This is a genomic window from Paraburkholderia susongensis (assembly GCF_900177725.1).
Classification (GTDB): Bacteria; Pseudomonadota; Gammaproteobacteria; order Burkholderiales; family Burkholderiaceae; genus Paraburkholderia; species Paraburkholderia susongensis.
This window is the reverse complement of sequence record NZ_FXAT01000004.1, coordinates 580,914-603,940: the sequence shown is the minus strand read 5'-3', so window position 1 is coordinate 603,940 and position 23,027 is coordinate 580,914. Positions and strand designations below refer to the sequence as shown.

Annotated in this window: 23 protein-coding genes; 12 read left to right on the top strand and 11 right to left on the bottom strand. The window is 63.8% G+C overall.

What is annotated here, in order from left to right:
* Positions 1–84: 84 nt before the first annotated feature.
* A complete protein-coding gene (locus tag B9Z01_RS15590; protein ID WP_085484500.1) occupies positions 85–1,365 on the top strand; it encodes a polyhydroxyalkanoate depolymerase in 1,281 nt (426 codons plus the stop codon).
* Between the two features lie 197 nt (positions 1,366–1,562).
* On the opposite strand, the gene B9Z01_RS15585 is transcribed toward B9Z01_RS15590, so the two are convergent.
* Positions 1,563–2,195: a TetR/AcrR family transcriptional regulator gene (locus B9Z01_RS15585; protein WP_085484498.1), complete on the bottom strand. Its 633-nt coding sequence runs from the start codon at positions 2,193–2,195 to the stop codon at positions 1,563–1,565.
* A gap of 238 nt (positions 2,196–2,433) precedes the next feature.
* On the opposite strand from B9Z01_RS15585, the gene rsxB reads away from it, so the two are divergent.
* The 3 genes from rsxB to B9Z01_RS15570 all read left to right on the top strand — a co-directional run bounded on the left by rsxB (position 2,434) and on the right by B9Z01_RS15570 (position 4,663).
* On the top strand, positions 2,434–3,306 hold the full coding sequence (gene rsxB / locus B9Z01_RS15580; RefSeq protein ID WP_085484496.1) for an electron transport complex subunit RsxB: 873 nt from the start codon (positions 2,434–2,436) through the stop codon (positions 3,304–3,306).
* 82 nt (positions 3,307–3,388) lie between these two features.
* Positions 3,389–4,033 (top strand): endonuclease III, encoded by a 645-nt coding sequence (gene nth, locus B9Z01_RS15575; RefSeq protein ID WP_085484494.1) that lies wholly within the window; start codon positions 3,389–3,391, stop codon positions 4,031–4,033.
* Positions 4,034–4,228: 195 nt separating this feature from the next.
* Positions 4,229–4,663 (top strand): DUF1841 family protein, encoded by a 435-nt coding sequence (locus tag B9Z01_RS15570; protein ID WP_085484492.1) that lies wholly within the window; start codon positions 4,229–4,231, stop codon positions 4,661–4,663.
* Positions 4,664–4,899: 236 nt separating this feature from the next.
* On the opposite strand, the gene B9Z01_RS15565 is transcribed toward B9Z01_RS15570, so the two are convergent.
* Positions 4,900–5,283 (bottom strand): c-type cytochrome, encoded by a 384-nt coding sequence (locus B9Z01_RS15565; protein ID WP_085484491.1) that lies wholly within the window; start codon positions 5,281–5,283, stop codon positions 4,900–4,902.
* A 56-nt stretch (positions 5,284–5,339) separates the two neighbouring features.
* Entirely contained in the window at positions 5,340–5,708 is a 369-nt protein-coding gene (locus B9Z01_RS15560; protein WP_085484489.1) for a c-type cytochrome, read from the bottom strand.
* A gap of 319 nt (positions 5,709–6,027) precedes the next feature.
* Here B9Z01_RS15560 and B9Z01_RS15555 point away from each other — a divergent pair, with 319 nt between their 5' ends.
* From B9Z01_RS15555 to B9Z01_RS15535, 5 genes are all read left to right on the top strand, one after another.
* Positions 6,028–6,870, top strand: a complete 843-nt coding sequence (locus tag B9Z01_RS15555; protein ID WP_085484487.1) for an AAA family ATPase — start codon at positions 6,028–6,030, stop codon at positions 6,868–6,870.
* Between the two features lie 73 nt (positions 6,871–6,943).
* Complete coding sequence (locus B9Z01_RS15550; RefSeq protein ID WP_085484485.1) at positions 6,944–8,119, top strand: vWA domain-containing protein; 1,176 nt, start codon at positions 6,944–6,946, stop codon at positions 8,117–8,119.
* Positions 8,120–8,180: 61 nt separating this feature from the next.
* On the top strand, positions 8,181–9,401 hold the full coding sequence (locus B9Z01_RS15545) for a benzoate/H(+) symporter BenE family transporter (protein WP_085484483.1): 1,221 nt from the start codon (positions 8,181–8,183) through the stop codon (positions 9,399–9,401).
* 250 nt (positions 9,402–9,651) lie between these two features.
* Entirely contained in the window at positions 9,652–10,605 is a 954-nt protein-coding gene (tal, locus tag B9Z01_RS15540) for a transaldolase (protein WP_085484481.1), read from the top strand.
* Between the two features lie 331 nt (positions 10,606–10,936).
* Complete coding sequence (locus tag B9Z01_RS15535; RefSeq protein ID WP_085484479.1) at positions 10,937–11,356, top strand: VOC family protein; 420 nt, start codon at positions 10,937–10,939, stop codon at positions 11,354–11,356.
* A 55-nt stretch (positions 11,357–11,411) separates the two neighbouring features.
* On the opposite strand, the gene B9Z01_RS15530 is transcribed toward B9Z01_RS15535, so the two are convergent.
* The 4 genes from B9Z01_RS15530 to B9Z01_RS15515 all read right to left on the bottom strand — a co-directional run bounded on the left by B9Z01_RS15530 (position 11,412) and on the right by B9Z01_RS15515 (position 15,600).
* Positions 11,412–12,536 (bottom strand): FUSC family protein, encoded by a 1,125-nt coding sequence (locus B9Z01_RS15530; RefSeq protein ID WP_208626014.1) that lies wholly within the window; start codon positions 12,534–12,536, stop codon positions 11,412–11,414.
* Between the two features lie 138 nt (positions 12,537–12,674).
* Positions 12,675–14,225 carry a monocarboxylate uptake permease MctP gene (mctP, locus tag B9Z01_RS15525; RefSeq protein WP_085484477.1) on the bottom strand — a complete coding sequence of 517 codons (1,551 nt, stop codon included), beginning with the start codon at positions 14,223–14,225 and terminating at the stop codon, positions 12,675–12,677.
* The gene (locus B9Z01_RS15520) at positions 14,222–14,464 is read right to left on the bottom strand and encodes a DUF3311 domain-containing protein (protein ID WP_085484475.1); all 243 of its coding nucleotides are present in this window, start codon (positions 14,462–14,464) and stop codon (positions 14,222–14,224) included. Before B9Z01_RS15520 ends, mctP begins: the two co-directional genes overlap by 4 nt.
* Before the next feature lie 182 nt (positions 14,465–14,646).
* Positions 14,647–15,600 (bottom strand): class I SAM-dependent methyltransferase, encoded by a 954-nt coding sequence (locus B9Z01_RS15515; protein ID WP_085484473.1) that lies wholly within the window; start codon positions 15,598–15,600, stop codon positions 14,647–14,649.
* Between the two features lie 331 nt (positions 15,601–15,931).
* Between B9Z01_RS15515 and B9Z01_RS15510 the strand changes: the two genes are divergently transcribed.
* Positions 15,932–16,984, top strand: a complete 1,053-nt coding sequence (locus tag B9Z01_RS15510) for a hypothetical protein (RefSeq protein ID WP_085484471.1) — start codon at positions 15,932–15,934, stop codon at positions 16,982–16,984.
* Between the two features lie 39 nt (positions 16,985–17,023).
* Here the strand turns inward: B9Z01_RS15510 and B9Z01_RS15505 are convergent, their stop codons facing one another.
* From B9Z01_RS15505 to B9Z01_RS15490, 4 genes are all read right to left on the bottom strand, one after another.
* The gene (locus tag B9Z01_RS15505; RefSeq protein ID WP_085484469.1) at positions 17,024–17,521 is read right to left on the bottom strand and encodes a DNA-deoxyinosine glycosylase; all 498 of its coding nucleotides are present in this window, start codon (positions 17,519–17,521) and stop codon (positions 17,024–17,026) included.
* Positions 17,518–18,216 carry a chorismate--pyruvate lyase family protein gene (locus tag B9Z01_RS15500; protein WP_085484467.1) on the bottom strand — a complete coding sequence of 233 codons (699 nt, stop codon included), beginning with the start codon at positions 18,214–18,216 and terminating at the stop codon, positions 17,518–17,520. Before B9Z01_RS15500 ends, B9Z01_RS15505 begins: the two co-directional genes overlap by 4 nt.
* Positions 18,217–18,368: 152 nt before the next feature.
* Positions 18,369–20,267 (bottom strand): molecular chaperone HtpG, encoded by a 1,899-nt coding sequence (htpG, locus tag B9Z01_RS15495; RefSeq protein ID WP_085484465.1) that lies wholly within the window; start codon positions 20,265–20,267, stop codon positions 18,369–18,371.
* A gap of 243 nt (positions 20,268–20,510) precedes the next feature.
* Positions 20,511–21,965 (bottom strand): aminotransferase-like domain-containing protein, encoded by a 1,455-nt coding sequence (locus B9Z01_RS15490; protein WP_085484463.1) that lies wholly within the window; start codon positions 21,963–21,965, stop codon positions 20,511–20,513.
* Positions 21,966–22,055: 90 nt separating this feature from the next.
* Here B9Z01_RS15490 and B9Z01_RS34875 point away from each other — a divergent pair, with 90 nt between their 5' ends.
* On the top strand, positions 22,056–22,256 hold the full coding sequence (locus B9Z01_RS34875) for a hypothetical protein (RefSeq protein WP_208626011.1): 201 nt from the start codon (positions 22,056–22,058) through the stop codon (positions 22,254–22,256).
* Positions 22,253–22,975, top strand: a complete 723-nt coding sequence (locus tag B9Z01_RS15485) for a VOC family protein (protein WP_085484461.1) — start codon at positions 22,253–22,255, stop codon at positions 22,973–22,975. The genes B9Z01_RS34875 and B9Z01_RS15485 overlap by 4 nt, the downstream gene beginning before the upstream one ends.
* The last annotated feature ends 52 nt before the right edge of the window (positions 22,976–23,027 follow it).

The window sequence follows — 23,027 nt, the reverse complement described above, 5'->3', positions numbered from 1 at the left end:
TGTGCCCACAACCAAAATGGCCCGCCACAACGCCCCACGCGTGTTTGCGAAGCCCAATGCGAACCGCTTAAAAACGGAGCACCCATGCTCTATCAACTGCACGAATTCCAGCGGGCGATGTTGAGCCCCCTCACCGCCTGGGCTCAGGCCGCGTCGAAATCATTCGCCAATCCCGCCAGTCCGCTAGCCTACGTGCCGGGCGCCACGCGTCTTTCGGCCGGTTACGAACTGCTTTACCGGCTTGGCAAGGATTACGAAAAGCCCGAGTTCAACCTCCATCAGATTGTCAAAGACGGTCATAACATCCCGATCGTCGAGCAGACCATCATCGAGAAGCCGTTCTGCCGTCTGATGCGTTTCAAACGGTATGCGGACGACAGCGGCGCTGTCAGTCAATTGAAAGACGAGCCGATCGTGCTCGTCTGCGCACCGTTGTCGGGACACCACGCCACGCTGCTGCGCGACACCGTGCGCACGTTGCTGCAAGACCACAAGGTCTACATCACCGACTGGATCGACGCGCGCATGGTGCCGCTCGAAGCCGGCGAGTTTCGTCTCGACGACTACGTCGCGTATATCCAGGAATTCATCCGCCATATCGGCGCGAAGAATCTGCATGTGATCTCGGTGTGCCAGCCCACCGTACCGGTGCTCGCCGCCATCTCCCTGCTCGCGAGCCGCGGCGAAGACACGCCGCGCACCATGACGATGATGGGCGGCCCGATCGACGCGCGCAAGAGCCCGACCTCGGTCAACTCGCTCGCCACGCAGCACTCGCACGAGTGGTTCGAGAACAACGTGATCTTTACGGTGCCGCCGAATTATCCGGGCGTGGGCCGCAAGGTTTATCCGGGCTTCCTGCAGCACACCGGTTTCGTCGCGATGAATCCGGAACGTCACGCGGCCTCGCACTGGGATTACTACCAGAGCCTCCTGCGTGGCGACGAAGACGACGCGGAAGCGCATCGCCGCTTCTACGACGAGTACAACGCGGTGCTCGACATGGACGCCGACTATTACCTCGACACGATCCGCGTCGTGTTCCAGGAATTCAGTCTTGCCGAAGGCACGTGGGACGTGAATGGCGAACGGGTCCGGCCGCAGGACATCAAGACGACCGCGCTCTTCACGATCGAGGGCGAGCTGGACGACATCTCCGGTGACGGCCAGACGTACGCGGCGCATGATCTGTGCTCGGGCATCCCGGCGAAGAACAAGCGTCACTTCACCGCGGAGAAATGCGGCCATTACGGCATTTTCTCGGGACGCCGCTGGCGCACGATCATTTATCCGCAACTGCGCGACTTCATTCTCGCGCACAACAATAAAGCGACAAAGGCGGCGAAAGAGAAAGTCGAAGCCTGAAGCATTAAACGTGCAACAGCATTGAAAAAGCCAACGGCCTCTTCGGAGGCCGTTGGCTTTTTTATCGAAATTTATTCGTGATACTGATTTTCTTCGTTCTTTGCGCCGTGCTTTTCAGAAGCACCTTTGCAAAACCTGTTCGCGGCACGCCCGATGCAGTGCCGCGCACTGCCCTCGAACACCCCGCTACTTGCCCGCTACTTTCGCAACAGATACGCGAGCAGCAACTCGGTATTCATCTGGATCACTTCGCCGCGCTCGGCGCCGCCGCTGAAATCGCGGCCGAGCGTCGCTTCGAGCGTGAAGCGGTTCGACACGATGTAGTAGCCCATGCCCGAAAGCGTCACGTAAAAACGCAGCGGATCGACGTTCGTGCGAAACAGCCCTGCGCGCTGGCCGCGTTCGAGAATCCCGCCGAGCGTCGCGACGATCGGCGAGATCATTTCGCGGATACGCGTCGACTTCTGCATATAGCGTGCTTCATGCAGATTCTCGTTGTTGATGAGACGCAGCAACTCCGGATGATCGCGGTAGTAGTCCCAAACGAAATGCGCGAGGCGCGTGACGGCCTCGACGGGCGCGACGCCATTGAGTTCGAGCGTGCGCTCCGCTTCGTTGAGCGCGCTGAACGCGTGCTCGAGTACCGCCGTGAAAAGCTGCTCCTTGCTGCCGAAGTAGTAATAGAGCATGCGCTCATTGGTTTCCGCGCGGCGGGCGATCTGGTCGACGCGCGCGCCGAACAGCCCACCATTTGCGAACTCTTCGGCCGCCGCAAGCAGAATGCGGCGCCGCGTGCCTTCAGGATCTCTTTTGATTTTCGGCTGATTCATGGTGGCATCGTCTTCGTGAGCCGCGTTATCCGGATCGCGCCGCCGGCCTCTCCTCGGGCTTTGCGCTGGCAGCGTTGAACGGGCGCGTTTGGTTGGGGAACACACCCTTTTCTGCGGTCTTTCGAAAAAGCGCTTCGATTATGGCACATGGATTGCGAATGGCAATCGGGGAAATCGGCGATAATGTGCTATTTAGTTCAGGCTGTGCGGCAGCACGGCAAGCCCCCACGTCGTAACTGTGACAGACGTCAAAACACTCGCGGATCGCATCGAAGATCTGCTGCCCCAAACGCAATGCACGAAGTGCGGTTATCCCGCATGCCGTCCCTACGCCGAAGCCATCGCGAGCGGTGAGGCCGGCTATAACCAGTGCCCGCCAGGCGGCGCCGAGGGCATCGCGCGCATCGCCGCGCTGCTCGGCAAACCGGTCATTGCGCTCAGCTCCGCCAACGGTGTCGAACGCGCGCGTCCGCTGGCGGTTATCGACGAACAGCTTTGCATCGGCTGCACGCTGTGCATGCAGGCCTGTCCGGTCGACGCGATAGTTGGCGCACCGAAACAGATGCACACCGTGATTGCCGGGCTTTGCACCGGCTGCGACCTGTGCGTGCCGCCCTGCCCGGTCGACTGCATCGCGATGCTGCCCGTCACGGGCGAGGCCACCGGCTGGGACGCGTGGAGCCAAAGCCAGGCCGACGCCGCGCGCGCGCGTCATAACCAGCGCGAGGCGCGTCTTGCGCGCGAGCGCGATGCCGCCGAAGCGCGTGCTGCGGCGCGGCGAAGCGGTGGCGCGAGCGTGCCGGCGAGCGAAGCGGCTTCGTCAGCCGCCGTCGCGACGGCGAACGCCACGGCGGCTCCCGCCGCCCCGGCTGCGGACGACGCCGAAGCGAAGAAACGCGCGATCATCCAGGCCGCGCTTGAACGCGCTCGCAAGAAGAAGGAAGAAATGTCCGCGAAAGGCCAGGGGCCGCTGAACACCGAGAACGTCAGCGTCGACGTGCAGGCGCAGATCGACGCCGCCGAAGCGCGCCGCCGCCGTCTCGGACTCGGCACCGCCGCCGACGACAGCCGCGGCACCGGCAAACCGCCCAAGTCGCCCAAGCCCCGCTAGCCAGCTCAGCAATCAACACGGCAATCAGCGCATCAACCAGGTTAGCCGCACCTCCGCCCCCCTCACCCACCGACACGCCAGCATGAACGCGAACAAACGCCGCGCCATCTACGAAACGCTTCAGAGCCTGAATCCGCATCCGACTACCGAGCTCGAGTACACGACGCCATTCGAGCTGCTGATCGCGGTGCTGCTGTCGGCGCAGGCGACAGACGTGTCGGTCAACAAGGCCATGCGCAAGATGTTCCCCGTCGCGAATACGCCGCAGAAGATCTTCGATCTCGGCGAGGAAGGCGTGGCGAGCTACATCAAGACGATCGGCCTCTACCGCACCAAGGCGAAAAACGTCATCGCGACCTGCCGCATCCTGCTCGACCAGTACGGCGGCGAGGTGCCCGAGGACCGCGAGGTGCTGGAGAGCCTGCCGGGCGTCGGCCGGAAAACGGCCAACGTGATCCTCAACACGGCGTTCGGCCATCCGACCATCGCAGTCGACACGCACATTTTCCGCGTCGCCAACCGCACCGGGCTCGCGCCCGGCAAGGACGTGCGTACGGTCGAGGCGGCGCTCGAAAAATTCACGCCCGCCGAGTTCAAGCAGGATGCGCACCACTGGTTGATCCTGCACGGCCGCTACGTATGCAAGGCACGCCGGCCCGAATGCTGGCATTGCGTGATCGAACCACTGTGCGAATTCCGGCCGAAGACGCCGCCGCCCGATCTCTGAGCGCGGCTCGTTGCCGCCTGTCATGGCTCATCGTCATGGCGTAACGTGACATAACGTAACGTCACGCAGCGGCGGCCTTGCCGGAAGCCTCGCCAGCGCATCACGAGCGCGCCGCCAGCAGGCCGCCGTGCCCCGGCGTAAAATATCGGGCTCGCGCACGCGCTGCGCACCCCGCTCCCTCACACCGGTTCCACGATGTTCAATCCCAGCCGCGACGAAGTCCGCCTCTTTTTCACCGACACCTGGCGCAAGCAACGCCAGGGCGAGATTCTCACGCCGCTCGAAGCCATGGCCGCCGACTGGATCGTCGAACATCCGGAATATCACGCCGACCTGACCGACAGCACCGCGGCCCAATCCCAGGACTATTCGCCGGAACGCGGTCAGACCAACCCGTTCCTGCATCTGTCGATGCATCTGGCGATCTCCGAGCAGCTCTCGATCGATCAGCCGCCCGGCATCCGTGCGGCGCATGAACGGCTCGCCGCCCGGCTCGGATCGACACATGATGCGCAGCACGCGATCATGGACTGCCTCGGCGAAACCATCTGGGAAGCGCAACGCACCGGCACGCCGCCTGACACGGACGCGTATCTGCAACGCATCGAACGGCGCGCGACGCGCGACTGAAAACGCCCCCTGCTGGACGCGTGCTGGGCGCGTGCTGGACGCGCGCTGGACACGTTTACCCGCACCCGAGCGCGAGCACGGCTCACCAGGACTCAGCACCCGGCGCCCCGGAAAACAAAACACCCCGCCGAGGCGGGGTGTCGTTTCAATCTCCGATCGTGCGACCACACAATCGCACAAGTCACACGATCGCGCGGCATAAAGCGCCTGGAAAGCAGCGCCTCAACCGAGCCGGCTTACTTCTTCTGGACCAGATCGCCGTCCAGCGATTCGATATAAGCCGCGATGTCTTTCATGTCGCTTTGCGACAGACTTTGCACCTGCGCCTGCATGATCGCGTTGTTGCGGCCGAAGTGCGGATTGCCGGTGCCCATCTGGTACTGACGCAGCGCCCAGTAGATGTAGTCGCCATGCTGACCGGCGAGCTTCGGATACTCCGGGCTGACCGGCTTGTTCAGATTGACGCCGTGGCAGGCTGCGCAGTTGTGACTGTCGGCGAGCACCTTGCCGTTGGCAGCGTCGGCCGCGTGCGCGACGCCCGCGGCAGCCAGACCGAGCACTGCCGCCGACGCGCATGCAGCCTTGAACACCGTGTGGAGTGCCTGTTGGGGCTTAATCATGAGATCTCCTATCCCGCGAATTTGATTAGCTGGTGACCTACGCCGATCGACGCCGATCACTTGTCGGGATTGTTTTGCGAAGCGGCATTTTGCGCTGCGTAGTAAGCCGCGATGTCGGCGATGTCCTGATCCGACAGCGACGTCGCGATCGCGTGCATCGTGTCGAAATGGCGATCGCCCTTCTTGTAGGCGTGCAAGGCGTTTTCGAGGTACGCCTGATTCTGGCCGCCAAGCTTCGGCACGCGGAAGACTTCCGGGTACGCCGTGCGGTATTCAGGAATGCCGTGGCAGCCGATACACATCGCGACCTTGCCCTGGCCCGCCTTCGCGTTGCCGACGACATCTGCTGCCTGCGCACTGGCCGCATAGCCCGCGAGCACCGACAACGCTGCGATCACGACGTGTTTGCCGACGAATTTGTTCATAGCATGTAACCTGGCTTGAGGGGAAACGGGCGCCCAGAAAGGCAACGGCCCGCGCCGTTCTTCTTGTAGGGTAGCCACGCAGGCAAAAAAATCGGGCTCATTGTACCGCGACGCCGCGCTGAACGTCCACAGACGCCGGATCGGCGCGCGCCATACCCGCACGCTTTGCCCACCTTGCCGCGCGGGCGCCTGCCGAAGCATGCGCGCAACGCGGCGAGCGGCACGTCCCGACACCGGACGACACCATACGCGAGCCGGTTTCAGGGCAACAGGCCTTCTGACTTATACTGGGTTTTTTCCCGGAAAAGAGCATCTCGCCATGCGTTTCGAAGGCTCATCGCAGTACGTCGCCACCGACGACCTCAAGCTCGCGGTCAACGCCGCGATGACGCTCAAGCGTCCGTTGCTCATCAAGGGCGAACCGGGAACCGGCAAAACCATGCTCGCCGAGGAAGTCGCCGCCGCGCTCGGCATGCCGCTTCTGCAGTGGCACATCAAGTCGACCACGAAGGCCCAGCAGGGTCTGTACGAATACGATGCGGTGTCGCGTCTGCGCGACTCGCAGCTCGGCGACGAGCGGGTGAAGGACATCCGCAACTACATCGTCAAGGGCGTGCTGTGGCAGGCGTTCGAATCGGATGAGCGAAGCGTGCTGCTGATCGACGAGATCGACAAGGCCGACATCGAATTCCCGAACGACCTGCTGCGCGAACTCGACCGCATGGAGTTCTACGTGTACGAGACGCACGAGCTGGTGCGCGCGAAGCATCGCCCGCTCGTCATCATCACGTCGAACAACGAGAAGGAGCTGCCCGACGCATTCCTGCGCCGGTGCTTTTTCCACTACATCAAATTTCCGGACGCCACCACGATGCAGCAGATCGTCGATGTGCATTACCCCGGCATCAAGAAGGAACTGCTCGCCGCGGCGCTGCAGAGCTTTTTCGAGCTGCGCAACGTCGCGGGGCTCAAGAAGAAGCCGTCCACCTCGGAGCTGCTCGACTGGCTCAAGCTGCTGCTCGCCGAAGACATTCCGCCCGAAGCGCTGCGCTCGGCCGACCAGAAGCAGATCGTGCCGCCGCTGCACGGCGCGCTCCTGAAGAACGAGCAGGACGTGAACCTGTTCGAGCGGCTGCTCTTCATGAACCGCAACAACCGCTAACCACCGTCGAGCGGGCGCGCCTGATTGCCGCGCCACCCGACACCCGGCCATCCGCCGCCGCAGGAACCCCAGCATGCTGATCGACTTCTTCTACTCGCTGCGCGCCGCCAAGCTGCCGGTATCGGTAAAGGAATACCTGACGCTGCTCGAAGCGCTCAAAACCAACGTGATCGCGCCGTCGCTCGACGAGTTCTACTACCTCGCGCGCATCACGCTCGTGAAGGACGAGCAGTATTTCGACAAGTTCGACCAGGCGTTCGGCGCATATTTCAACGGCGTCGCACAAACCTCGGAGCTTGCGTTCGACATCCCGCTCGACTGGCTCAAGAAGAAGCTGCAACGCGATCTGTCGCCGGAAGAAAAGGCGCAGATCGAAGCGATGGGCGGCCTCGACAAGCTGATGGAGCGGCTGAAGGAGCTGTTCGACGAGCAGAAGGAACGCCACGAAGGCGGCAGCAAATGGATCGGCACGGGCGGCACGTCGCCGTTCGGCAACGGCGGCTACAACCCGGAGGGCGTGCGCATCGGCGGCGACGCGGGCGGCAACCGCACGGCCGTCAAGGTCTGGGAAGCGCGCGCCTATCGCGACTACGACGACCAGGTCGAAATCGGCACGCGCAACATCAAGGTCGCACTGCGGCGGTTGCGCCGCTTCGCGCGCGAAGGCGCGGCCGAAGAGCTCGATCTGCCCGACACGATCCGCAGCACCGCCGCAAACGCCGGCTGGCTCGATCTGAAGATGGTGCCCGAGCGGCACAACAACGTGAAGGTGCTGATGCTGCTCGACGTCGGCGGCTCGATGGACGATCACGTCAAGCGCACCGAGGAACTGTTCTCCGCCGCCAAGGCCGAGTTCAAGCACCTCGAGTTCTATTACTTCCACAACTGCGTGTACGACTTCCTGTGGAAGAACAACCGCCGCCGCCACGCCGAGCGCACGCCGACGTGGGACGTGCTGCACAAGTTCACGCCCGACTACAAGCTGATCTTCGTCGGCGATGCGACGATGAGCCCGTACGAAGTGCTGCAGCCGGGCGGCTCCGTCGAGTACAACAACGCCGAAGCCGGCGCAGTATGGCTGCGCCGGCTCGCGGACCACTTCCCTCACTTCGCGTGGCTCAATCCCGAGCCGGAAGCGCTGTGGCCGTACCGGCAGTCCGTCAGCGCAATCCGCGAGGTGCTTGGGCACCGCATGTATCCGCTCACGCTCGCGGGGCTCGAGACGGCCATGCGCATGCTGAGTAAATAGCGCCCGCCGGGCTGGCCGCAACACCACCGCGCTTTACCTTCAACAACAAGAAAGCCTTTACATGAGTTCGTCCCCGTCGCCCCAGTTGTCCCCTGCCGTCACGCCGCCCAGGCGTCTCAATCCGCTCGCCGATACGTCGCTGTCCACCATCGTCGCGGGCTTCGTCGCGATGATGACGGGCTACACCAGTTCGCTCGTGCTGATGTTCCAGGCGGGCCAGGCCGCCCATCTGAGCGATGCGCAGATTTCCTCGTGGATCTGGGCGCTGTCGATCGGCATGGCGCTGTGCTCGATCGGCCTGTCGCTGCGTTTTCGCGCGCCGATCGTGATTGCATGGTCGACGCCGGGCGCGGCGCTGCTCGTGTCGTCGCTGCCGAACGTCGAGTATGCGCAGGCGATCGGCGCGTTCATCGTCTGCGCGGTGCTCCTCACGGTCGTCGGCCTGACCGGCTGGTTCGACACGCTGATGAAGAAGATTCCGGCCGGCATCGCGGCGGCGCTGCTCGCGGGCATCCTGTTCGAGATCGGCATCGAGATTTTCCGCGCCGCGCAGTTCCAGACCGCGCTCGTGCTGACGATGTTCTTCGCCTACCTGATCGTCAAACGGTTCGCGCCTCGCTATGCGATTCCGACCACGCTCGTGGCCGGCACGATCGCCGCCGGCGCCCTCGGGCTGCTCGATTTCAGCCGCTTCCACGTCGCGCTCGCGCATCCGGTGTTCACGATGCCGGCGTTCTCGGTGGCGGCGAGCGTGAGCATCGGCATTCCGCTGTTCGTGGTCGCGATGGCCTCGCAGAACGTGCCCGGCATCGCGGTGCTGCGCGCGGACGGCTACACGACGCCCTCCGCGCCGCTGATCGCCACGACCGGCCTCGCCTCGCTGCTGCTCGCGCCGTTCGGCTCGCACGGCATCAATCTTGCGGCGATCACGGCGGCGATCTGTACCGGCCCCGATGCGCACGAAAATCCCGCCAAGCGTTACACGGCGGCGGTCTGGTGCGGCATTTTCTATCTGCTCGCGGGGATTTTCGGCGCGACCATCGCCGCGCTGTTCGCCGCGCTGCCGAAGGCGCTGGTCGTCTCGGTCGCGGCGCTCGCGCTGTTCGGCTCGATCATGAGCGGCCTCGCCAACGCGATGCAGGACGTGAAGCAGCGCGAGGCGGCGCTCGTCACGTTCATGGTGACCGCCTCCGGGCTCACGCTGCTGTCGATCGGCTCAGCGTTCTGGGGACTGGTCGCGGGCGTGGTCACGCAACTGGTGCTGAATGCGCGGCGCGCGTGAGGCGGCGGCGCGGCGGTGGCCCCGGCCCGGCGTTCATGGCCCGCTTGTCCCTACCCGCAATTCGTACCGTCCTCGACGATCCGCCATAGAATACGAGTATCCGGCTGCGTTTCCCGGCCACATCATGGGACGCGCTGCGGCATGACCCGCGGCCGCCGGCACCGGCTGGTTCCACTGGCTCGTCCTGTCGGTACGGCGGCAACCTCATTTCCCCTGAACCACGGCGCACACGCGCCCTGAAGGCTCGAACATGACAACCGCACTCGATCAACTCAAGCAATACACCACCGTGGTGGCCGACACCGGCGACTTTCAGCAGCTTGCACAATACAAACCGCGGGACGCGACCACCAATCCGTCGCTGATTCTGAAGGCCGTGCAGAAAGACGACTACCGGCCGCTGCTCGAAAAGACCGTGAAGGCGCATGCGTCGAAACCGGTCGGCGCGATCATCGACCAGTTGCTGATCGCCTTCGGCACCGAAATCCTCAAGATCATTCCGGGCCGTGTGTCGACCGAAGTCGACGCGCGCCTATCGTTCGACGTCGAAGGCTCGATCGCGAAGGGCCGCGAACTGATCGCGCTCTACAAAGACCACGGCATCGGGCGCGAGCGCGTGCTGATCAAGCTCGCGTCGACGTGGGAAGGCATCCGCGCGGCCGAAGTGCTGCAGAAGGAAGGCATCCACTGCAACATGACGCTGCTGTTCTCGCTCGCGCAGGCCGCCGCCTGCGCGGAAGCGGGCGCGCAGCTGATCTCGCCGTTCGTCGGCCGCATCTACGACTGGTACAAGAAGAACGCCGGCAGCGCGTGGGACGAAGCGAAAGACGGCGGCGCCAACGACCCGGGCGTCAAGTCGGTGCGCCGCATCTACGCCTACTACAAGAAGTTCGGCTACAAGACCGAGGTGATGGGCGCGAGCTTCCGCACCACTTCGCAGATTCTCGAACTGGCCGGCTGCGATCTGCTGACCATCAGTCCGGATCTGCTGCAGAAGCTGCAGGACAGCGACGAGAAGGTCGAGCGCAAGCTGTCGTCGGAACTCGCCAACGACGCCGGCATCGAGCGAGTACCGGTCGACGAAAAATCGTTCCGCTTCCTCGTCAACGACGAAGCGATGGCAACCGAAAAGCTCGCCGAAGGCATCCGCGCGTTCGCCGCGGACGCTGTGAAGCTGGAAAAGCTGATCGACGGACTGCGCTGATGCGCTGAGCGTAGCTTGCCGTGCCGCGTTTGCCTTGCGGCGTGATGCGTCGCCCAAGCTGGCAAGGCGGCACATGACAGGCGGCCCTGAACCTCGCGGTTCAGGGCCGCTCGCCGTTTACAGCGCGCGTTAGCGGCTCTTTAGGTGCTCTTTAGCGGCACTTTAGCCGCTCCTTTAGCCGCTCTACGGCCGCCCCCGCCTCCTACGACATAACGTCACAAACCGCACGCGGCATACGACTACAATCGACTCCACACCCGTCCCCGCCGCGCCGTGCGCGCGGGGGAACGACGGTGCCGGACCCGCGCCAGATCCCCATGAGGAGACGATCATGTACGTTCAACCCTACGTGTTTTTCAACGGCCGTTGCGAGGAAGCGCTCAATTACTACAGCGAAAAGCTCGGCGCTCAGGTGACCTTCAAGATGCTGTTCAAGGACGCGCCGCCGGACCCGAACAACCCGTCGCGCCCCGAACTCGCGGAAAAAATCATGCATGCGAATGTGCAGCTCGGTTCGAGCAACTGGATGGCCTCCGACGGCAATTGCGATCCCGCAGCCGGTCCATTCAACGGTTTCAGCCTGTCGCTGACCGTCGAAGACAGCGCCGCCGGCGAGAAATGCTTCAACGCGCTAGCCGATGGCGGCCAGGTCGTGATGCCGTTCCAGCAGACGTTCTGGAGCAAGGGCTTCGGGATGGTCGTCGACCGCTTCGGCCTGATGTGGATGGTCACGCTGCCGCCGCAGGTCTGACGCACGGAGCGGCGTGGACCCAAGCCACGGCCAGTCCCGCTGCCCAAGCCGGAGCCTACGCCTTGCCCAAACTCCGCCCATGCCGCTCGATATTCCAGTTCGGCTCGGTTTCGAGCAATAGCGCGCGCAGCCGGTCCACCTGTTCCGCGAGCCGCTGACCGAGCCAGTACGGCCCTTGCCAGTCGGGCGGCAACGCCGACGCCGCATCGGCGTGCCGCTTCGCGAGCGGCGCCGCGGCCGGAATGCCGAGCCGCGTCGGACGGCCAAAGCGCAACCCGCGCGCCGTCGACAGCAGAATCGCGCGCACGGCGCGCACTTCGCCACCGCATTGCGCCGCGTAGGCGGTGCGCGCCGCCGCGTCGGCGTTCATCAGCGGCCCCGTTGCCAGCAATTCCAGCGCGCTGAGCACCGAGCGATGCAGCCGTTGAATCTCCTCGAGCTTCGTCTGCGGCACGTCGATTTCCCTCGCGACCGACGGTATCAGCGAGCGCAACTGCACGAGCCGCTTGTTGATCTGCAGGAAGCGCTTGACCTGCTCCTCCTCGACGATCGTCTCGCCCTCGAGCAGCCGCGCGTAAATCCGCGCGTATTCACGCAGATTGGCGGCGAGCCCGTAGCGCCACGAATATGTCGCGTGCAGCGGAAACGCGAACGAAAACGCCAGCGCGATCACGATGCCGATCAGCACGTTCAGCGTGCGCCACAGCCCGACGGCGATCAGATTGTCACCGTTGCCCGCGACGATGCACATCGTGATCGCGGTCAGCAGTCCGACATAGCCGTTCGATCCGATCGCGAACCACGCGCAGATGGAAGCGACGATCGCCATCAGCAGATAGGTGAGCGGCAGCGAGCCGATCAAGTTCTGCTGCACGATCAGCAGGAGCCCGATCGACGCGCCGAGCAGCGTGCCGGCCGCCCGCTCCACCGCCTTCTTGCGGATATTGCCGTGATGCTGCAAACCGCCGATCACGACCAGCAGCGTCACCGACGACCAGATGCCGTGCGGAATATCGATGCAGGTGGTCGCGACGATCGACGTCAGCAATGCAAGGCCAACGCGCAAGCTGTGCAGCACCTTCGCGTGCCGATAGCGGTAATACGGAGACGTCAGCGCACGCACCATCTTGCTGAGCGCCGAGCGACGCGGAATCACGGTGGGAGAATCGGCTGGAGCCATGGCTGCGCGCGGCGAGCGTGTGGAAGGACGGTTCCGCTATCCTGCCCTGGAGTGGTCCGCAAACACAAACGCCCGCAAACTTTCGTCTGCGGGCGCCGTGTTCTCACCGTGTTCCCGAAGTATGGAACGGCGGGCGGATCAGCCCTCGACCACGTCCAGATAGTCCTCCGGACGCGTGCGGTCCTCGCCGCGCTGCATGCCGGCCGCGCGCACGAGCAGGCTCACCACCACCGACACCACGAGGTTCACGATCAGCGCCCACACTGCCGCATAGCCCGGAATCGCCATGCCGAACAGGTGGATCGTGAAGATCGAACCCGCGAGCTTGAGCGAAATCGCCATCCACGTGCCGGTGGCGATACCGGCCGCCCAGCCGATCAGCAAGCCGCGGTAGTCGAGCACGCGCGTATAGAGACCGAGCACGATGGCCGGCAGCGTCTGGATGATCCAGATACCGCCGAGCAGTTGCAGCTGGATCGCGTACGTGAGCGGCAAACCGAGAATGAACGCGACCGCGCCGACCTTGACGATCAGCGAAACCAGCTTCGCGACGTTGGTCTCCTGCTCATGCGTCATGTTGCGGTTGACGAACTCCTTGTGCACGTTGCGCGTGTACAGGTTCGCCGCCGCAATCGACATGATCGCCGCCGGCACCAGCGCGCCGATACCGATCGCCGCGAACGCGACGCCGACGAACCACGACGGGAAGAAGTGCAGGAACAGCGCCGGCACCGCGAAGTTCGGGCCGAACGCCTTGAAGTACGGCACGAATTCCGGCATGTCCTTCACGCCGGCCGCGAGCGCCATGAAGCCGAGCAGCGCGAGCAGGCCGAGCACGAGCGAATAGGCCGGCAGGAGCGCCATGTTGCGGCGGATCGTGTTGCCAGACTTCGACGACAGCACGGCCGTGATCGAGTGCGGATACAGGAACAGCGCGAGCGCCGAGCCGACCGCGAGCGTCGCGTAGGCGCTATAGCCGTTCAGGCTCGAGACGTCCGGCGACTTGAGCAGCAGCTTGGCCGGCGGCACCGCGCCGAAGATGTGGCCGAAGCCGCCCAGTTGCGGCGGAATCACGATGATCGCGGCAAAGATCGTCACGTAGATCAGGATGTCCTTGACCACCGCGATCATCGCCGGTGCGCGCAGACCCGAGGTGTACGTGTAGGCCGCGAGGATCGCGAACGCGATGATGAGCGGCAGATCGCCGACGAAGCCCGTGGTGTCGAAGCCGAGCGCGCCGATCACCACCTCGATACCGACCAGTTGCAGCGCGATGTACGGCATCGTCGCGACGATGCCGGTCACGGCGATCGCGAGCGCGAGCATGCGGCTGCCGTAGCGCGCCGAGACAAAGTCAGCCGACGTCACGTAACCGTGGCGCTTGGCGATGCTCCACAGTTTCGGGAACACGACGAACGCGAACGGATAGATCAGGATCGTGTACGGCAGCGCGAAGAAACCGGTTGCGCCCGCACCGAACACGAGCGCCGGCACCGCGATGAACGTATAGGCGGTGTAGAGGTCGCCGCCCAGCAGGAACCACGTGACGATCGTGCCGAAGCGCCGGCCGCCGAGGCCCCACTCCTCGAGATGCGCGAGGTCGCCGCGCCGCCAGTGGGCCGCGACGAAGCCGAGAATCGTGACGCCGATGAAAAACAGAACGAAGACGAAAGTTGCAATGGGGTTCATTGTTGTGCGCCCCCGTTCGTGCGACCCGTATAGCGGGATTTGGTCTTGTAGTAGACGAACGCGGTGATGACCGCGCTGATCAGCACCCACAGAAGCTGATACCAGTAGAAAAACGGGAAGTCGAACAGTTGCGGCTCGACCCGGTTGTAGGACGGCACCCAGATCATCGCGAACCAGGGCAGCAATAATAGCCAGAGCCAGTGCTTGCTGGCTTTCTTCACGTCGGCGTCGTGAGCCATGACGTCTCCTCTTTCCTATTTGAATAATCTGCCCGTGGTCGACGGGAGGTGGAATTCACAGCGGGTGGTCCGCCCCGCGGATAGCCACGGGCGCCCCGAAAGCTTCGAAAGAGTATAGGAGCCGCGAACGCCCGGTCAAGCAGGGACGACCCGAGGCGTAGCCGGGGACGTGAAGAGCGATATCAGATCGCGAACGAAGCGCCGGTCTGCCCCGTCGATTCCCGCAGCCCCTTGATCCACTTGCGCGCCGGCAAGCCGAGTTGCGCTTCGATCAGCTTCGCGCGTGCCTCGAGCGCGGCGAACGGCACGTTGAGCGCCGGACCCGAGAATGCGATCGCGATGCGGTTGCCGTCGTGCACTTCCGGCAGCGCGACCACGCGGCCGTCGAAGGCTTCATTCAGACGCTTCATGTTGCGCACGAAGCTCGGATGGTCGCCGAACAGGTTCACCGTGACGACGCCCGCACCGGTCAGACACGCGCGCGCCGCGCGATAGAAGCCGACGCTGTCGAGCACCGGGCCGCGCGCGGTCGCGTCGTAGATGTCGATCTGCAGCGCGCCGATCGTGCCGTGGTTCGCACGGTCGTTGACGAAGTCCCACGCATCGGCTTCGTGGACGGTCAGACGCGCGTCGTCGTGCGGCAGCTCGAACATCGTGCGCGCGGCCACGACGACCGCCGGGTTCACCTCGACCGCCTCGACCTTCGCGCGCTTCAGGAAGCGGTGCGCGAATTTGGTCAGCGCGGCCGCGCCGAGACCGAGCTGGACGATGCGCTTCGGCGTTTCGAGGAACAGCAGCCAGGCCATCATCTGCTGCGCGTATTCGAGTTCGATGTGATCGGGCTTGCGCAGACGCATCGCACCTTGCACCCATTCCGTGCCGAAATGCAGGAAGCGCACGCCGCCCTCTTCGGAGAACGTCACGGGCGCGAAACGCGGCTTGCGCGGTGTGTCGATTTGCGGTGCGTCGTGCAGGTCGTGGTCGGCGGCACGGCTCGCGCGGTTGGTGCGGTTGGCGTTGCGCGCGGCATTCTGCGCGGCTTTATGTGAGGTTTTCTGCTTGCCGCCAACGGTTTCGGTATCGCGGTTACGGAAAGCGCGCGCCTCGGCCGAAGCGCGCTTGATCAGTTTCGTCATGTGAGGATGTCGCGCCACAGGCGCAATTTTTGGTCGAACGAGAGCATAGCATTCGCCGAGGCTGAGGTTGCCGAAACCGGATACGCCACGCCTACTTCATCGCATCCGATCACATCGCCGGCGGGTTACCGGAAGCGGTTAGTGTTTTGGTCAATTTGACAACGAAGATCCAGCAAACAATCGAAACAGCCCGGGAAATTTCTTGTAATCAAGTTGGCTCGACACCAATGCCCGATGCGTCGACACTCCTCGGATCGTCACGTTGGCGACGTCATACTCAGCCGTCGATGATATGTCGCCACGCGATACTTACAATAACCTGAACACCACAATGAACAACAACGAACACGCGCGACGAACCACGGGCACGATCGTAATCGCAGGAGCACTGTTGCTATCTGCATGCGGAGGCGGAGGCAGCGGAAGCAGTTCATCGAGCACAACGCCTACTCTCAGTACAGTTCAGAAGAACTATGAAAGTATCGTATTGGCAAGCAACGGCGGAGCGCATTATCTCCATGCTTCGCTCTCCTTCTCTACCTCGTCCACCGGCGCATTGAGTGTCAATCCAAACAGCGCCTTTTTCACCCAAAACTCCAGCTTGACGCAAAGCCCTGCTGTTGCAGGTCCGCAAATGTTGACCGCCGGCTCGTCCACACTCGATCCGGCACTGCCGGTGCCCGCGCTCGTCGGCGATCGCTATCTTGTCAACGGCGCGGTTGTCGTCAGTGCGGTTCCGGCTCAGGTACAGGTCAGCTACAACGGGCCGAACGTGCAGGAGACCGACTTCGCGGCCGATGGGAAGACACCGGTGATGACGCTATTGGGAACGGACTACACGGTTGTGCCGCTTTCGGGTGCCATCGGCAATTCGCCAACCGAGTTGTTCGCCGGTAGCGCGTTAGGCGTCCTCACGAATACAATCAACGGCGCATCGCTCTACAACACGCAAATGAGCTGGCAGCCGGGCGCTGCCTATGCGAAGGTAACACGACAGGTTGTTGGCGACACGGTGCTCGCTAATGATTGCTCAGCGCCGAGTACGACCGGCACAAACGTGACACCGTGCAGCACGACCGTGTCCACGCTGGAAGCGTTCTTTCCTTATGCGAGTACTGTCGACAACAAGACATATAACCTGAGCGACGGCCAGATCGTCACCCTCGCAGGAACGCGCGCCTGGGTCTCCAATACAGCGCTCAGCGCAGCAACGACTCAATACCGGGTCTTCTACCAGGCCAACGGTCAGATTGACAGCGCCACTGTCATTCGCAATGGAACAACGCTCGCCATCACGAACACAGGCAACGCCACACCCCAAAATTTCTATATTTTCCTGAACAGCGCAGCGGTGCAAACGATAAAAGCGGCTATCACGTTTTGACGCGGCAACCTGATGGACTGATCGCCTGGCACACGGCAGTTAATCCAGATAACGGTGCAACTCGCGCCAGGCGACCAGTTTTTCAGCATAGGGGACCGAGGCATGTGCGGGGCTGCTCGACGGCAAGCGCACAAGTTGATATCGATTTGCCGTCTCGCCGAGCGCCTTCACCCCGATCTTCGCAGCCGTGCCGCCATTGAACGCTATGGCAAGCAAGCTCGGCAAGGTCTCGACAAGCGCGATGAGATCGTTTGTCGCATGGTTGCGTATGTTGCTGTCGAGGCTACCTATACGCCGCGCCTGCGCCACGACATCCCATAACCCAATGCGATGTTCGAGCAGGTTGTCGAGACGGGCCGGATAGTCCATACCAACCAGATCCCGTTCGATCACGTTGCCTACGAGCAACCAGAACCTGTTCTGCTTATGCGCGTAATACTGCCCGTGAGCCAACGACGCCTCGCCCGGCAAGCTGCCCAGAATCAATATGCGCGTGCGCGCATCGACGACCGGCGCAAAGCAGCGCTTGAGCGTCATGAGCGATGCCCTTCGCCGCGACATCGCGCGAGCGGGCGGCCGTGCTCGCGCTGGCGGGCATAGGGTGTGTGTGCCGCGTGCACGGAGTCTTCGCCTGAAGCCGAACCGCTCTCTTCACCCGAAGATCCCAACGCCCGCAAACACGCCCACAACGCCGGCAACATACACTCCGTCACCATCAACGGCTCACCATGCCGTTCGAACACCGAGCGCCGCGCAACGAGCACATGCGGCGCATGCCGGGCCGCCGCGCCGATTTCACGCACGGCCAGCCCGTATAACGGATGACGCGCCCCCACCCTGCGGCTCACCAGCGACGAACGCGCGACGCTGCTGTCGCTATACAGCAGTTCCGCGAGCGGCCGCGTGCGCAGCCGCCGCGTGGCCTGCCACACGCCGACGCTCGCCGCGCGCGGCGTCACGCTATGCGCGGCGACGAACGGCACGCCGTCGACCGACAACACCACTTCCCGCACCCACACCGGCGCGCGCGGCGCGAGACCAAGCGCGGCGGCCTCGTCTGCCCACGGCAGCGCGACAGCTTCGCGCGTCACGCGCACCGCAACCGCGCCGAGCGTGCGCAGATGCGCGGTCAGGGAGCCGCCGCGGGTCAGCCAGTCTTTCTGGGCAGCGCTGAAGCTGGGCAAGGGCGCGACGCGCCAGTGGGCGTCGGCGGGATCGAAACGGATAGGCATGGTGCTGGATTATAGCGACGCGGTCCGACAATAATTTTTGCAGCCAGGCGATCCGACAAAAACCAGGGCAAAAAAAATGCGCTGCCGAAGCAGCGCATTTTCCGAGCACAAAGCGTCAATCCAGCAACGGCATCAACGCTCTCAACTCATGCTCAACCCGCACGCGAGAGCAGCAGCGCATTGGTGCGCTTCACGAAGCTCGCCGGATCTTCGAGCGCGCCGCCTTCCGCGAGCAACGCCTGATCGAACAGCAAATGGCACCAATCGTCGAAATTCGCGCTATCCGCATGCAGGCCCTTCACGAGCGCGTGTTCCGGATTCACTTCGAGAATCGGATGGAACTCCGGCGCCTGCTGACCCGCGGCCTTCAGCATGCGCTGCAGGTAGCCGCTCATTTCGCCATCGTCCGCGACGAGGCACGACGGCGAATCGGTCAGGCGGAACGTCAGACGCACGTCCTTCGCCTTGTCCTTGAGCGCTTCCTTCATCTTCTCGACGAGCGGCTTGAATTCTTCGCCGACCTTCTCCTGCGCCTGCTTCTCCTCGTCGTTGAATTCACCGAGATCGAGGTCGCCACGCGCGACGCTTTGCAGCGGCTTGCCGTCGAACTCGTTGAGGAACGACAGCATCCATTCATCGACGCGATCGGTCAGCAGCAGTACCTCGACGCCCTTCTTGCGGAACACTTCGAGATGCGGGCTATTCGACGCGGCCTGCCAAGTATCGGCGGTCACGTAATAGATCTTCGTCTGCTCGGGCTTCATGCGCGCGACGTAGTCGGCCAGCGACACGGTCTGCTCGGCCGTGCCCGTATGCGTCGTCGCAAAACGCACGAGCTTCGCGATGCGCTCGCGATTGGCGAAATCCTCGCCAACGCCTTCCTTGAGCACCTGGCCGAATTCCTTCCAGAAGCCGGCGTACTTTTCCTTGTCGGCGTCGTTGTCCGCGTTAGCCAGTTCTTCGAGCATCGACAGCGCGCGCTTCGTCACGCCTTCGCGGATCGCCTTCACGTCGCGGCTTTCCTGGAGGATTTCACGCGATACGTTCAGCGGCAGATCGCTCGAATCGACCACGCCCTTCACGAAACGCAGATACGTGGGCAGCAATTGTTCGGCGTCGTCCATGATGAACACGCGCTTCACGTAGAGCTTCAGGCCGCCGCGCTGCTCGCGGTTCCACAGGTCGAACGGCGCGTGCGCCGGCACGTACAGCAGCTGCGTGTATTCGCTGCGGCCTTCGACGCGGTTGTGCGTCCACGTGAGCGGGTCCTGATGATCGTGCGAGATGTGCTGATAGAACTGCTTGTACTGCTCTTCGCTGATGTCGTTCTTCGCGCGGGTCCACAGCGCGCTCGCCTGGTTGACGGTCTCGTCTTCGTCCTTCGTGACCATCTCGCTCTTTTCCGCGTCCCACTCTTCCTTCTGCATGAAGATCGGCAACGCGACGTGGTCGGAGTACTTCTGGATGATCGACTTCAGGCGGTGCGACGACAGCAGCTCGTCCTCATCGGCACGCAGATGCAGCGTGATCGTCGTGCCGCGCGCGGCACGCTCGATTTGCTCGACCGCGAAATCGCCCTCGCCCGCGCTTTCCCAGCGCACGCCTTCCGAAGCCGGCAAACCAGCGCGGCGCGTTTCGACCGTGATCTTGTCCGCGACGATGAAGCCCGAATAGAAGCCCACGCCGAACTGGCCGATCAGCGCGGCGTCTTTCTGCTGGTCGCCCGAGAGCTTGCCGAAGAATTCCTTCGTGCCCGAGCGCGCGATCGTGCCGAGGTTCGCGATCGCCTCGTCGCGACTCATGCCGATGCCGTTGTCGTCGATCGTGACGGTGCGCGCGGCCTTATCGTACGACACGCGAATCCGCAGGTTCGGATCGTTCTCGTACAGCGCGCTGTTTTCGATCGCTTCGAAGCGCAGCTTGTCGGCCGCGTCGGACGCGTTCGAGATCAGCTCGCGCAGAAAGATTTCCTTGTTGCTGTACAGCGAATGGATCATCAGTTGCAGAAGCTGCTTCACTTCTGCCTGAAAGCTCATGGTTTCTTGTGCCATGGTCGGACTTCCTCTCTGTTACGAATAGCGAATAGGGTTTCGGACAGCGGCGAACCGGGGTTCGAGCCTGGAAATTCAAACCTGCATTCAGGCCCCGGTTCGGGCCAGGGTTCACGCCAAAATTCACGCCGAAGTTCGGGCCGGGCCGCGCCGGATCGTTCGCGCAAATGGGGACGGTCCGGCGCGGTTTCAAGGGGCTCGAAAGATTCAAGCGACCCAAACGGCTCAAGCAGCTCAAGCGCCTCAGGACGCGCGCCGCGCGACGCTGTCGAGATAACGGCTCAGAAACACCGGCAATTCCGGATCGCCGCAATTGGCGATATTGAAGCGCATCCACGTGCTCGGCGACTGCTGCGGCGAAAAGAGCCCGCCGGGCGTGAGCAGGAAGCCGGCTTCGTGCCCGGCCGCGGCGAGCGCGCCCGCGTCGACGCCGGTGTCAGCCCACAGGAACATACCGGCCGTCGGCGTCAGAAATAGCTTCAAGCCGGTCTTTTCGAGCATCCGCACGGCCTTTTCGCGCACGCCGTCGAGCCGCGCGCGCACGCGCTCGACGTGCCGCCGGTAGTGCCCCTCGGTCAGAATCTTGTAGATCACGCGCTCGTTGAGCTCGGGACTCGTCATGCCGACCAGCATTTTCTGATTGCTGACCACCCTCGCCACCTCCGGCGCGCACGCGATGAAACCGACGCGCAGGTTCGGCGCGAGCGTCTTCGAAAAGCTGCCGAGGTAGATCACGCGCTTTAGCTGATCGAGGCTCGCGAGCCGCGTGCCCGGATAGCCGGGCGGACACAGGTCGCCGTAAATGTCGTCTTCGACGACGATGAAGTCGTACGCTTCGGCCAGACGCAGAATGCGGAACGCCTGCGCCGCGCTCAGCGACGTGCCGGTCGGGTTCTGCAGCACCGAATTGATCACGAGCATTTTCGGCCGCCACTCCCGCACCAGCGCTTCGAGCGCGTCGAGGTCCGGGCCGTCCGGCGTGTACGGCACACCGACGAGCCGCGCGCCCTGCGCCGCGAAGCAGCCGAACATCTGGAACCACGCCGGATCGCCGACGATCACCGCATCGCCGGGCTTCACATAAATGCGCGAGATCAGATCGACCGCCTGGGTGATGCCCGACACCATCACGATCTGCTCCGGCACCGCGCCGATCTCCAGCTCCTCGAGCCGCGTCTGCAATTGCTGGCGCAGCGGCAGGAAACCCTGCGCCGTGCCGATGCCGAGCATCTGTGCGCCGCTTTGCCGGCCGAGCGTGCGCAGCGCGTTGGTGATCAGGTCGCCGTCGAGCCAGCGCGCCGGCAGGTAGCCGAGGCCGGGGCTGCGCTCGGGCCGCGCGCCGGTATGCAGCATGTTGCGCAGCAGCCAGACGACGTCGATCGTGACCGGTGCCGGCTGCGCCTCGGCGCGCGGATGCAGTTCGCTGACCGTCGCACTGCTCTGGCGCTCGCGCACGTAGAAGCCCGAACCGCGCCGCGACTCCAGATAGCCCTGCGCGACGAGCCGCTCGTACGCCTCGACCACCGTGAAACGCGACACGCCCTTGTCGAGCGCGAGCTTGCGGATGGACGGCATGCGCATGCCGGGGCGAAACACGCGCTCCTCGATGCGGCGGCGCGCCCACTGGACGAGCTGTTCGACCAGCGTCAGCGACGCCGTATCGTGCGGAGCGGGAATCTGGGCAAGCGGGACGGACATGACGGGCTCCAACTGTACAGAACAGTATCGCGTCGATTGTACCGTTACTGTGCCGGTCGCGACCGTTACATTTGAGCAGAATGAAGGGTGGTGAAGCAACGCAAGCACAGTGTAGACGCGTTGCAGGCGCGCACCGGACAACGGTCCGCCAGCCATCCGCATGACCTGCCGATCCGGCAAACGGTTATGCTGACGGCCCCGGCCGCGCAGCCTTTACACCTGGCGCGCACCGGCCTCTTTGCAAAAACCGTTTCCGTCGATTCGCGCCAGTCCGGCGCCGCTCCATCATGACAGCTCATTCGCTCAGCCTCGATCACCTCGTGATTTCCGCCCGCACTCTCGAAGAAGGCGAGCAGTACGTCGCCGATGCACTCGGGGTCGCGCCGGCCGGCGGCGGCGCGCATCCGCTGATGCGCACGCACAACCGCCTGCTGGGCCTGTGGGGCGGCGTCTATCTCGAAGTGATCGCGATCGACCCGCACGCGTCGGCGGCCCACGCGGCCACCCACGCGGCCACCCGCGCGGCAGCCGACAGCGGCACGCCGCGCCCGCGCCTCTTCGCGCTCGACGACCCGGCGACCCACGCGCGGCTCGAAAACGGGCCCTATCTGTCGCACTGGGTCGCGCGCGTCGAGCGGCCGAAGCGCCTCGCTGCGTGGCAGGCGCAGTATCCGCAGCGCATTGCGCCGGTCGTGCCGATGACGCGCGGCGATTTCACATGGGGCCTGACGGTCCCCGACGACGGCTCGTTCCCCGCCTGGCAAGGCGCCGGCGACGGCGTGCTGCCCTCGCTGATCCAATGGGACTCGGCCTGCCATCCGTCGCAGGTTCTGGCGCCGGCGAATCTCGCGCTGAAGGCGCTAAAAGCCGTGCATCCGCAGGCCGCGCTGATCGGCGAGCAATTGCGCTGGCTCGGCGCCGAGCATCTGCTCGACGTGCAGTCCACCGGCGGCGCCGCGGCGCTCGTCGCGGAATTCGAAACACCCGAGGGTCCGCGAACCCTCAGCTAAGCAGCGCGCGAACCGGCAAGCCCGTATTGGCAAGCCCCATTGGCAGCCTCAT